This is a genomic window from Planctomycetia bacterium (genome assembly GCA_016795155.1).
In the GTDB taxonomy this organism is placed as follows: Bacteria; Planctomycetota; Planctomycetia; order Gemmatales; family HRBIN36; genus JAEUIE01.
This window is the reverse complement of record JAEUIE010000029.1, coordinates 150891-162682: the sequence shown is the minus strand read 5'-3', so window position 1 is coordinate 162682 and position 11792 is coordinate 150891. Positions and strand designations below refer to the sequence as shown.

Below are 11792 nucleotides of genomic sequence, written 5' to 3'. Positions count from 1 at the left end.
TATCATCTCATGGAATTACCCAGCCTGCTGTTGATCAATGCGTTACTGGTTTCCGGCTGGCTGTTTCTGTTCTGGCTGATGAGCATCCCCCTTCGCAACGTCGCTATTGTTGACATTGCCTGGGGCATGGGGTTTGTGCTGATCAGCTGGTGCTCAGCATGGTGTACTTCACACGAAGGCATCAATCGCTGGCTGCTGCCTGTCCTGGTGACGCTTTGGGGGTTGCGGCTGAGCCTCTATCTCTTATGGCGAAATCACAACAAGCCGGAAGACAAGCGTTACCGAGCCATGCGGGAACATCGGGGCCAGACATTTGTCTATTCCAGTCTCTGGATCGTGTTTGGTCTGCAGGCGCTGCTCATCTGGATAGTCTCGTTGCCGGTGCAGTTTGGTATTTTTCATGCATCCCCAGAGTGGTCTGTTCTGCATATCATCGGAGTCGTGTTGTGGTTGATCGGTTTTCTTTTTGAAACGGTGGGCGATTATCAACTGGCCCGTTTTCTGGCGACACGGGAAAACAATCAGGAGGTGATGGATCGGGGATTGTGGAAATACACCAGACATCCCAACTACTTTGGTGATTTTCTGGCCTGGTGGGGCTTTTACTTCATCAGCCTGGCTGGAGTTGCCGAGTTCGTCTGGTGGACAGTCATCGGGCCGGTGATCATGTCGATTCTACTAATGCGGGTTTCGGGCGTGACGCTGCTGGAACAGACGCTGCGACAAAGCCGCCCGTCTTATGATGCCTATTGCCGACGCACCAGCAGTTTTTTTCCGTGGTTTCCGCGGACGGGGATTGAGTGAAGTTTGACGGCGTTTTGACCTTTCCACAAATCCGTTGATTGATGGAACAACAGATTGTACGATGCATTGTTCCTCTATCAGGAAGCCAGGGTCATATCGATGCTCCTTCTGATGCTTGCCGTCTGCAGTTTTCCAGTTGAAACGCCTCAGTACAAGCTCGAACCAGGGCTGGAACTGAACTACCAGGCAACCTACCAGATTCCCGCGGATGAAAAGAACAAACAGCAGGCCAGGGAGCATCACACCGCCTGGCAGATTTACGTGCTGAAGAAGAACCCGGACGGAAGTTATCAGGTGGTCCTTCTCTCGCAGATGGGAACTGAACCGAACATCCAACATGAAAGTCGCCGAGTTGATCTTTTCCCCGATGGCCGGGTGAAGCAGGAATCCGAACCGCTGAATTCCTTCATGCCATTGCTTCTGCCACCGCTGGCTGGCCCGGGTGAAAAAGAGTGGATTATGAAACTGCCTCGCGACAGTGTCACTTCGCGGTTTACAGTCCTGCCCTCCACCGGCGATAAGTACCTGTTTCGAGAAGAGCGAACGGGCGGCATCCTTACGATCTACGATGCGATGGGCACCTTCGATTACACCTTCGATCCTGCACAGGGCTGCATTACTTCGATTACAGGCAAGCGCAAACCCTGCGATGATCCTGATCATGTGCCTTACCAGCACAGTTCCAGCACGAATGCAACCTACACGGTGCTACTGAAGAAACGGCACGTGCATCCGGCAGATCGGCTGCAGCAAATCATCCGGGAAAGTGATCTGTACTTCACCTTGAAGGATGACAACCTGAAAAACTATGTCTCAGCACGACAGAAACCAGTGGAAGAAGCCAAAAAGATGATGGAAGCCATGGCTGCACGCTGGGAAAAAGCCAAGGCGGATTTTACCATTCCCGGCTATGTGGGGCAGGTGGAAAATGGCATCAAGAATGGAAAGAATTATGTTCGGTGGGTCACACAGGATGCCCAACGCTGGTCAGAACTGATCGGCAAACCGGTGCCCGCGTGGGAAGCACGGGATTTCGAAGGTCAGACCTATTCCTCGGAATCGCTCAAGGGCAAAGTAGTCATTCTTGATTTCTGGTACCGAGGCTGCCTGTGGTGCTTGCGGGCGATGCCTCAGGTCAACGAGCTGGCGTCTGACTTCAAAAATCAGCCCGTGGTCATAATCGGAGTGAATATTGATGAAAATCCCGAGGATGCCCGATTGGTTATCCGCCGGTTTAAATTGAATTATCCCAACCTTGATTTCAACAAGGTCATGAAACAATCGGAGAAACACCATCCACTGCTGACCTGTACGTTTGGTTACCCCACGCTGCTGGTGATTGATCCGCAAGGCAAACTGGTTGACATCCATGCAGGCTATTCTGCAACACTGCGGGAAGAGGTGACTGCTTCGATCAAACGGGCGATGGGGAAATAGGCAGCAGCCTTAGTCACGCCAGCACTTCTCTGATGACTTTGCCGGAAACATCGGTCAGACGCATATCGCGACCCTGGTGGCGGTAGGTGAGTCTGAGGTGATCGAGGCCGAGAAGGTGCAGAAGTGTAGCATGGAAATCGGGGACGGTGGTTTTACCGGCGATGGCCCGGTGGCCAAAGTCATCGGTTTCACCATGCGAAACGCCTGGTCTGGTGCCGCCGCCACACATCCAGGTAAGGAAACCATGCGGGTTGTGATCGCGGCCGTTGCCATCCTGCGACATGGGCATGCGGCCAAACTCAGCGCCCCAGATCACCAGCGTGCTCTCAAGTAATCCACGCTTTCGCAAATCGGTCAATAAGCCTGCAATCGGTTTATCCGTTTCTTCGCAGAGTTGGCGGTGGTTCTTTTCCAGATCCTGATGAGCATCCCAGTTCAGACGAGTACCGCCGCTGTAAATCTGAATGAAGCGAACGCCCTGCTCGACCAGTCTGCGGGCAATCAGCAGTTGTGAACCAAACGGTTTGGTCTTATCGCTGTCCATGCCATAAAGCTCTCGCGTTGCTGCGGTTTCCTTACTCAGGTCTACCACCTGTGGAGCCTCCATCTGCATCCGGAAAGCGAGTTCATAGCTGGCGATGCGGGCTTCGAGTTCAGCCGCTGACTCGGCACTCTGCGATTGCAGGTGATGCTGATTCAAATCGCGGAGCAGATCGAGTTGTGCCCGCTGCCGGTTTTCGCTCACCTCAGGCAGACGTTGTGAGTAGAGCAATGGTGTATCACTAGGACGGAACGTCACGCCCTGATAACGGGCGGGCAGAAAGCCACTGCCCCAGTTAGGCGGGCCAGCGACTGGTACACTGCGATGATCATACATCACGATGTATCCCGGCAGGTTCTGGTTGGCGCTGCCCAGGCCATAAGTGACCCAGGCGCCGGCGCTGGGGTGACCAACACGGGTGATGCCAGTGTTCATCTGCAGGCAGGCGGGGGCATGGTTGTTGGAATCGGCAGTGCAACCCTTCAGGAAGGTCAATTGATCGACTTGCTGAGCCAGGTGGGGGAAGAGTTCCGAGACCCAGCGGCCTGTCTGCCCATACTGCTTGAACTGGAAGGGTGACTTCATCAGCGGACCGGGGTTGCCAAAGAGCACTTCCGGCGGATTGGGCAGCCTTTCGCCATCGCGTTTCTGCAGTTCGGGCTTGTAATCAAACGTATCCATGCCGCTGGGAGCACCATACATGTAGAGCCAGATAATGCTTTTGGCTTTGGGAGTATGATGAGGCTTCTTCTCCTGTGCCTGAAGATGGAGCAGATCGGCCAGGCCGAGCATGCCCAGCCCGCCTCCGGCCTGTTTCAGAAATGTTCGTCGAGTAGCAGTCATCATGGCAGACTACTCCACATAAAGAAATTCATTGGTCATGAAGAGGGTGTGACAGATATCTGTCATAGCCTCTTCGAGAGCGACCGAGGAACTGATTGGTTCACGCGATCTGATAAACTGCAGTACCCGCTGCAACTCAACCGTGGTTACTTCCCGGCTCAATAACTGGCGATAGACCAGCCGAACCGCTTCCGCAGGATTGATGGCTGTTTTCTCGAGTGCCTGGCGGGCAGCATGCCGGGCTTGATGGCGGATGAAGGGATTATTGAACAGCGCCAGCGACTGGGTGGGGGTAGTTGAAGATACCCGGCAGGCACAACTGCTGGCTGCATCGGGGGCATCGAAAAGCTGCAGGAACGGGACAGGGTTAGATCGCTTGCGGTAAATGTAAAGACTGCGTCGCCAGACATCGGGTTGTTCAGGAACGACAGCAGGCCAGACCTCGCCATGCTTGGGGGCGGTGGCGAAAATCGCCTCGGCAGGAATAGCAGGTTTGATGCTGGGGCCAAACAGTTCGCGATTGAGTTGCCCAGTCAGCATCAGGATGGAATCGCGCACTTCTTCAGCAGTGAGCCGTTGCATGATTCGCCGACCATAGAGCATGTTATCCGGATCAGCTTTTTTCAGCTCTTCACTGGGCAGCTGGCTCAACTGCCAGGTGTGGCTCGTGACGATGAGTTGATGAATCGGTTTGAGTTTCCAGCCATTCTGGATCAGTTGCCGGGCAAGGTAATCGAGCAGTTCGGGATGTGTTGGCGGGGTGCCGGTGATGCCGAAATCGTTGGCGGTTTTGACCAGGCCGACCCCGAAGTGCATTTGCCAGAGGCGGTTGACGATGACGCGGGCAACCTGATGCCCTGCCCCGGCATCGGTATCGGTAAGCCAGTTGGCCAAAGCGGATCGTGGAGATATACCCCAGGCCTGCCAGGTTGCCTGTTGCCAGACTGGGCGAGAAGGTGTCAGCGCTGTCAGAAAACCGGGCGGTACCGTGTGCCGGGCACGGTCGGGATCGCCACGATCAAGAAAGCTGGCAGGTTCTGTCCTGCTGCCGAGGTAGATCAGCCCCTTGGCGGGTGCCGGGGGCAGTTTGCTTTCTTCTTCCTGAATTTTCTGTGCCAGTTCATCCCAGGCCGCTGCATGCTGTTCCTCGCAGGCCTGCCTGGCTTCATCGGTAGTGACCTGCAGCAGATAATCGTAGCGCCTGAGTAAGCTTACCTGAAAGCCGTTGTCCGGATCGTGCGGCAACTTCAAGACCGCTTTTTCACGAGGTTCAATCATCAATGCAGCGATTTTCTGATGCCTTACTTTTTCACGTGCCGGTGCGGTGAGATCAGCAAACTCTTGCAGCAGTTTGGCGAGGGGTTCCCGCTGCTGGTCATACATTCGCCCGGCTTCGGTATCGAGATAATCGACTTTTCGACGACTGCCGTGGAACACGCTGACCATGCGATAGTATTCGTGCTGGGTGACAGGATCATGCTTGTGATCGTGGCAGCGGGCACAGCCAACGGTCATGCCCATGAAGGCAACGCTGCTGGTGGTAACGATGTCATCGAGTTCATCGTAACGATCCTTCTTCTTGGCAAAGAAAGTCTGAAACGGACCAGCCGCCAGGAAGCCAGTGGCAGCGCGGGCGTCGGATTGCAGCGGGGCAAGTTCATCGCCTGCAAGCTGCCAGCGCAGGAACTGGTCGAATGGCAAGTCATCGTTGAATGCCCGAATGAGGAAATCGCGATAGTGATAGGCTTCCGGGCGGTTGTTATCGTCTTCGTAGCCATCGCTCTCGGCAAAACGAACAAGATCGAGCCACATGCGGGCCATGTGTTCGCCATAGTGGCTGCTCTTCAGGAGTTGTTCCACCTGTTGCTCGTGGGTCCCCTGTTGATCGGCGGCGGGCGGCAAGCCGGTCAAGGTGTACGCCAGGCGACGGCGAAGAACGGGTGCAGAAGCATCAGGTGCGGGGGACAGTTTTCTGCTCTCGAGTTTGCTGAGGATGAAGGCATCGGTATCGTTGCGTTTCCAGTCAGCTTGCTTGATGTCTGGCGCTTTAACTGCCGACAAGGGCTGGAAGAACCAGTGGCTGGCGATGAGAAGAGCATGGTCTGGTGCGGAGGCCTGCTGTTTGCGAAGTGCATAGTCTGGTGGATACTCTGCACCGTGGTTCAGCCATTCTGTCAGAATGCGGATTTCCTCGGCATGCAGTGTTGGGCCTTTGGGAGGCATGCGCTGATCATCATCTGCAGTAAGTCGATGAAGCAAAGCGCTTTTGAGTGGATCGTTGGGGAGAAAGACCGGGCCATGTTCTCCCCCTGCTTTCAAACCGGTTGAACAGGTCAGATCGAGTTGGCCTTTGGTGGATTCTCCACCGTGACATTTCCAGCAGTGCTTTTTCAGAATGGTTGCAGCAGAGGCGAGTACAGCCTGGCGGGGCCAGACCTGCTGCTGCAGGATCGCCAACTCGACGGGCTGCTCCATTTTCACCAGCGATAGTTCATCCTGATGCACCACCTGCACATTGAGAATGGTGAGCCTGGTTTCGGGAGCATTGCTGCCATCGACCCGCGGCGCGGTGCACAAACGCTCAACAACTTCCATACCTGCTTCGACTTCGCCGAAGATAGTATACTGCCCATCAAGATGGGGTGCATCGCCCAGGAGAATGGAGAAGGAGGTTCGGGCACTATCGGGTTTGCCATCGTCGCGGCCCATGGAGAGGACGCCTTTGCGGTGTTTCAGCGTGGTACTGAACTCGCCGGGAATGGTGCCCAGGCTCTGCTGCTGTGCTGGCGTGAACGGTATGATCCGATCCTCTGCCAGTGATGTCTGCAGCACAAAACCTGGTTCAAGCCGGCTGAAATGGGTGGTGTCGAAAACGCCAAGCCTGGCCCATGTCAGTATCTGTTTCACGGTTTTGGGTGCAACATCGGGATAGAGTGCCAGAAGGATATCACCTCCCACGGTGTGCAGCAGCAGCATTTCTGGAGCCAGGCGATGAGGCGACTGTTTCGGCTTGGAAGGCATACGTACAGACTGGTGTGCAGTAGTTGCAGGTGAAACTGTTTTTGTCGGCCCATTTCCCACTTCGTTAACTGGTTCCAGAAGCAGTACGACAGGTGCTGCAGCCTGTTCCACCTGGAAGCCGGTGTTCCGGGTGGAATGGTCAATCATCGTGTTGAAGTAGCTGTAAATGTAGCGTATGCCGAGCCAGAAGAGTGCCAGGAAAGCGAACGAAGCGAGCCAGATTTTCCAGGCTGATTGCCGGCGAGGCTTCTCGGGCGGTGTAGAGATGTGCGCTTTCATGGATGAACTTGATGACATGGCCATCACAATCAAAACATAGCTCAGTATTTGAGGTTATTTGATTCCATAGAGCATGTTCTCGGTGCGTATGAACAGCATACCCTGGCTGGCCGCCGGAGATGCGAGGGTTTGTCCGGGAAGTGTGTTTTTTGCTTTTTCCTGATATTTTTCGCCTGTGCGAATGACATAGCAGGTACCATTTTCATTGAGACAGTAGAGATGCTGATTAGCCAGCAGTGGCGAAGCAGAGAAGTTACCATTCAAGCGTTGTTGACCACGGTATTGACCAGTTGCTGCATCGAGAGCACTGAGTATACCGTTATCAGACAACACATGCAGTGTGTTTCCTTCGAGCACTGGCGTGGGAGTCAGTGGCATATTGCGTGTGGCTTCCCAGGCCAGATGCGTTTTGGTCACATCGCCTTTTCCATCGGTGCGGATGGCGAGCAGTTTGGGAGTATCGAAGCCGGTACAGACATAGATGAGGCCATTGCCTGCTACAGGCTGTGGAGTCTGTGAATAGCCGGTGTATTTGAATCGCCAGAGTTCCTGACCGGTGAGCGGATCAAGCGACATGACCACGTCACTGCCTGCTGAGACGACCTGTACCTGGTCTTTCACCTTGATCGCCAGCGGGGTACCGAAGGAAAATAGTCTGCCGGGCGAGGCGTTGCGATCTGTTTTCCATCGTGTTTTGCCGGTGCTTACATCGAGGCCGACTACCATTTGTTTGTCATCGCCATCACAGGAAAAGATAACGACATCCTGCACGAGCAACGGCGTGCCTCCATTGCCATGCACCGGCTTATAGCGGTGTTCCTGATTACGCCAGAGAATTTTCCCCGTGGTATCGAGGGCAGCGGTGCCCTGATGGCCGAAATGCACGATGATGCGGTTACCCGCGATAATCGGCGTGGGGCTGGCGTGGCTGTTTTTATTGTGTATGGCAGGTGCGTCACTGGGCTGCTTGAAGACTTCGACATTCCAGAGGATCTCACCTGTCTGGGCGTTCAGGTACAGGCAGCGCAGCGAGTAGCCATCGCCATCGTCAGGGTCGGCAGCGGTGGTGAGCGCCACCTTACTTGCTGCAACCACGGGTGAAGACCAGCCTTTGCCTGGAATCTCAGCAGACCAGACGATGTTTTTCTCTTCGCTCCATTCCAGCGGCAAGGAACCAGTTGCGTGCCCCTGTGTTGGCCCGCGGAAGACGGGCCAATCATCAGCATGGAGCATCGAACTGAAAGAAAGTCCCCATGCCAGGAAGCAGAACAGGAAGCGTACCATCATGCAGAAATTCCATCAAAGGAGAAGCGAGTTGACCAGTTTGCCTCCCTGGTCAGTCAGGCGATGATTGAGCCCACGAAACAGATACGTAAGCCGGGTATGGTCGAAGCCGAACAGGTGCAGCAGCGTGGCATGAAAATCATGCAGGTGAACGGGATCCTGCTCGATTTTCCAGCCCAATTCATCGGTGCTGCCGAGGGTGATACCGCCTCGCACGCCGCCACCGGCCACCCACTGGCTGTAGGCAAACGGATGATGATCGCGGCCTGCGTGCGGGCCGGGGGCGACATTTTCGGTAAACGGCGTCCGGCCAAACTCGGTAGCAAAGACCACCAGCGTTGAATCGAGCAGACCACGGGTTTTCAAGTCTTTCAGCAGGGCGCCGATGGGCTGATCGATTTCCCGGCACACGCCCGGATAGAATTCGTTCAGATCTTTATGATGATCCCACTTGCGGTGTAGGATGGAAACAAACCTCACGCCCCGTTCCACGAGTCTGCGGGCGAGCAGACAGTTGCGGGCGAAGTGGCCTTCATCTCCCGAACGCTGTGTGCCGTAGGCTTCGCGGGTGGCTTGCGATTCCTGACGGTAATCGGTCAATTCGGGTGCGGATCGCTGCATGCGAAAGGCGAGTTCATAGTTGGCGATGCGGGCATCAATGGACTGATCGCCGGTGCGTTCCTTCTGCATCTGATCGAGTTTGGCCAGGGCATCGAGTTGCTCTCGACGAGCCTCGCGGGAAACACCTGGCATGTTGCCCAAGTTCAAGATGGGTTCGCCTTCGTTGCGGAACAGCACGCCGGCATGGGAAGCAGGCAGGTACCCGGCACCCCAGGTTAAGGAACGTGCCACCGGTGCAGCACCAGTCACCAGTGTGACATAGGCAGGAAGTTCCTGAGAACTGTTGCCCAAGCCATAGCTCAGCCAGGCCCCGTTGGTGGGGTGTCCTGCCTGATCCCGACCAGTGAGCGTGAACAGTTCAGCCTGTGCGTGGGCGAAGGCATGATGATGCATAGACCGAATGATCGCGATGTCATCAGCACTGTCCGCAATATGGGGCAGCAGTTCCGAGATTTCCGCTCCGCACTTGCCCCACTTTTTGAAGGCAAAGGGGGAACGCATCAGAAATGATTTCTTCGGATCGGTAAAGGCAAAACGTACGCCATCGACCATGGAGGCAGGGACCGGTTTGCCGTGCAGGTCGTTGAGTTTGGTCTTGGGATCAAACAAATCCACCTGGCTGGTGCCACCTGCCAGGAAGATATAGATGCAGTTTTTGGCTTTGGCGGGGAAGTGAGGTTTCAACTCCGTGCCAGGTTTTTCCTCGGCTTCCAGCAGTGTGGCGAGCGAAACCATGCCCAGAAACCCGGCAGCACTTTGCAGGTAGCTTCGGCGATTCAGTGATGTTGGCCAGGATTGCATGCTCATTCCCGCGTGGTAAATCCTTCCAGATTCAGCAGCACACTGGCGAAGCCAAGCCAGGGTGCATCAGCCATGCTTTTTTCCAGTCGCTTTACCAGATCGAGGAGGATTGCGACTTCCTGTTTTACAGGCTCCCGCCCCAGACAGAGTTTGAACCCGAATCGAATGCGTTGTTCCGGTGCATCGGCATGTTCCCTGATCCGGTTCTGGAGTTGCTCACAGCATTCCTGGAAAATAGGATCGTTCAGCATCATGAGAGCCTGTGCCGGGGTACGTGCCTGTTCCCGCATGGCACAACTGATACTGCTGTCGGGAGCATGGAAAGTTGCCAGAAACGGATGCTGGTAAGTACGCTGCACCTGCAGGTAGATACCCCGGCGGTAGCGATCATACGTTTCTGAAGTTTCCATCAGTCGATTATTTTTGATCAGGTTCAATTCGAGTTGTGTCGGGAGAGGTGGCTGAAAAGATGGCCCGCCGATTTCTTCCAATTGCAGCATGCCAGCCACCTGCAGCGAGATATCGTAAATGTTTTCCGCATCGAGTGGAAAACGATTCTGCCTGGCCAGCAAGCGATTCAGCGGATCAAGCTGTTTCAGTTCAGGTCGGATATGGGAACTCTGACGATAGGTGGAAGAGAGTACCATCTTCCTGATGATCGGCTTGCGTTTCCATCCATTATCACGTAGTTCAAGAGCAAGCCAGTCGAGGAGTTCGGGATGACTGGGTGATTGTCCGTGGTTACCGAAGTCATCAGGTGAGGTCACCAGACCGCTGCCGAAGAGTTGTTTCCAGATGCGGTTGACTTCCACGCGGGGTGTGAGCGGATTGTCTTTCTGCACCAGCCAGCGGGCCAGATCGAGCCGGGTGGCGTGTTTGTCCGCAGGCTTCCATGCAGGTAATGCTGCTGGTATACCAGGCCGCATCTTCGGGCCGGGCATGGCAGGGTTGCCTCGCTGATGCAGAAAAGCATCGCGAGTGATGTGCTCGAACGTGGCAATCTGCTTGTCTTCGGAAAGTCCGACCACACGTTCCTGGGCATCGTTGAAAACTGCATAAAGCCGGTAGTAATCTTCTTGTGAAACGGGATCGTACTTGTGATCGTGACATTCTGCGCAGCCAATGGTCATGCCGAGCCAGACCATGCCGGTGGTGCTGACCCGATCCTTGACCGTGGTGATCCGAAAATCTTCCGCGAACATTTCAGCGGTGTTATGCCGCATGGTCTGGCGATGGAAACCGCTGGCAATCCATTGCGATTCGGTGGGAGCAGGCAATAAATCTCCCGCGAGTTGCTCCAGGGTGAACTGATCAAAGGGCATATCCTGATTGAAGGCTTTGATCACCCAGTCGCGAAAGTGATAGGCATGCGGGCGCGGTTCATCGTGTTCGTAGCCATCGCTATCGGCATAGCGGGCGAGATCAAGCCAGGCCCTGCCCCACTTCTCGCCAAAGTGTTTGGAAGCAAGAAGTCGATCAACGAGTTTTTCATAGGCATCAGGCCGATTATCCTCCCGGTAGGCTTGAACTTCTTCCGGTGTGGGCAGCAAGCCGAGCAGATCGAGATAGAGCCGACGCATTAAGATTAGACGGTCTGCAACGGGTGACGGGGTAATACCCTTCTGTTCCAGCCTGGCAAGGATGAAGGCATCGATGGGGGAGCAGACCCATTCAGCCTGGCGAACTTTCGGGATGCCGGGTTTTGAAATGGGTTGATAAGACCAGGGTACCGGCTTGCCGGAAGTATTCGACGAGATGCTACCTTTTTCCAGAGCGAGAATCCATTGCCTGATGGTATCCGCTTCCGCTTTAGAGAGTGCAGGCTTTTCGGGAGGCATGCGTTCCTGATCATTAGCGCTGATGATGCGCTGGTAGAGCAGGCTGGCATCGGCATTGCCGGGCGCGAGCACTCCGTGTTTGACAGATGTCACCTCGGTGGTGAGCTTATCCAGCCGCAGTCCTGCTTTGGATTTGGTTTCCAGGTGACAGGCCAGACAATGCTGGTTGATGATGCCCTGAACCTGCTGGCTGAGTGAAGGCTGGCTGCGTGGCTTGTCCTGTGTGAAGCTTGCAGCGTGCCCAATCAGCCCGAAGATAACTGAGAGGATAATCAGGACGAATCCTCTCCGCCTGGGCACTTGATTAATGTTCATTACTGGGC

At 55.0% G+C, this 11792-nt stretch carries 7 protein-coding genes; 2 read left to right on the top strand and 5 right to left on the bottom strand.

Annotation, left to right across the window (positions count from 1 at the left end):
- Positions 1–9 precede the first annotated feature (9 nt).
- Both JNJ77_11705 and JNJ77_11700 read left to right on the top strand, forming a co-directional pair.
- Positions 10–804 (top strand): DUF1295 domain-containing protein, encoded by a 795-nt coding sequence (locus JNJ77_11705; protein MBL8823246.1) that lies wholly within the window; start codon positions 10–12, stop codon positions 802–804.
- 54 nt (positions 805–858) lie between these two features.
- The gene (locus JNJ77_11700) at positions 859–2241 is read left to right on the top strand and encodes a TlpA family protein disulfide reductase (protein MBL8823245.1); all 1383 of its coding nucleotides are present in this window, start codon (positions 859–861) and stop codon (positions 2239–2241) included.
- 13 nt (positions 2242–2254) lie between these two features.
- On the opposite strand, the gene JNJ77_11695 is transcribed toward JNJ77_11700, so the two are convergent.
- Genes JNJ77_11695 through JNJ77_11675 form a run of 5 tightly spaced genes read right to left on the bottom strand, consistent with a single transcriptional unit; the run spans position 2255 to position 11784 of the window.
- Entirely contained in the window at positions 2255–3628 is a 1374-nt protein-coding gene (locus JNJ77_11695; protein ID MBL8823244.1) for a DUF1501 domain-containing protein, read from the bottom strand.
- Between the two features lie 6 nt (positions 3629–3634).
- On the bottom strand, positions 3635–6925 hold the full coding sequence (locus JNJ77_11690) for a DUF1553 domain-containing protein (GenBank protein ID MBL8823243.1): 3291 nt from the start codon (positions 6923–6925) through the stop codon (positions 3635–3637).
- A 54-nt stretch (positions 6926–6979) separates the two neighbouring features.
- A complete protein-coding gene (locus JNJ77_11685) occupies positions 6980–8212 on the bottom strand; it encodes a PQQ-binding-like beta-propeller repeat protein (protein ID MBL8823242.1) in 1233 nt (410 codons plus the stop codon).
- A 12-nt stretch (positions 8213–8224) separates the two neighbouring features.
- Positions 8225–9637 (bottom strand): DUF1501 domain-containing protein, encoded by a 1413-nt coding sequence (locus JNJ77_11680; protein ID MBL8823241.1) that lies wholly within the window; start codon positions 9635–9637, stop codon positions 8225–8227.
- On the bottom strand, positions 9634–11784 hold the full coding sequence (locus JNJ77_11675; GenBank protein ID MBL8823240.1) for a PSD1 domain-containing protein: 2151 nt from the start codon (positions 11782–11784) through the stop codon (positions 9634–9636). The genes JNJ77_11680 and JNJ77_11675 overlap by 4 nt, the downstream gene beginning before the upstream one ends.
- Between the last annotated feature and the right edge of the window lie 8 nt (positions 11785–11792).

Excerpts from the sequence above, each read along its gene's own strand:
- JNJ77_11705 (MBL8823246.1), top strand. The coding sequence starts at position 10 with ATGGAATTACCCAGCCTGCTGTTGATCAATGCGTTACTGGTTTCCGGC.
- JNJ77_11695 (MBL8823244.1), bottom strand. The coding sequence starts at position 3,628 with ATGATGACTGCTACTCGACGAACATTTCTGAAACAGGCCGGAGGCGGG.
- JNJ77_11690 (MBL8823243.1), bottom strand. The coding sequence starts at position 6,925 with ATGAAAGCGCACATCTCTACACCGCCCGAGAAGCCTCGCCGGCAATCA.
- JNJ77_11685 (MBL8823242.1), bottom strand. The coding sequence starts at position 8,212 with ATGATGGTACGCTTCCTGTTCTGCTTCCTGGCATGGGGACTTTCTTTC.
- JNJ77_11680 (MBL8823241.1), bottom strand. The coding sequence starts at position 9,637 with ATGAGCATGCAATCCTGGCCAACATCACTGAATCGCCGAAGCTACCTG.
- JNJ77_11675 (MBL8823240.1), bottom strand. The coding sequence starts at position 11,784 with ATGAACATTAATCAAGTGCCCAGGCGGAGAGGATTCGTCCTGATTATC.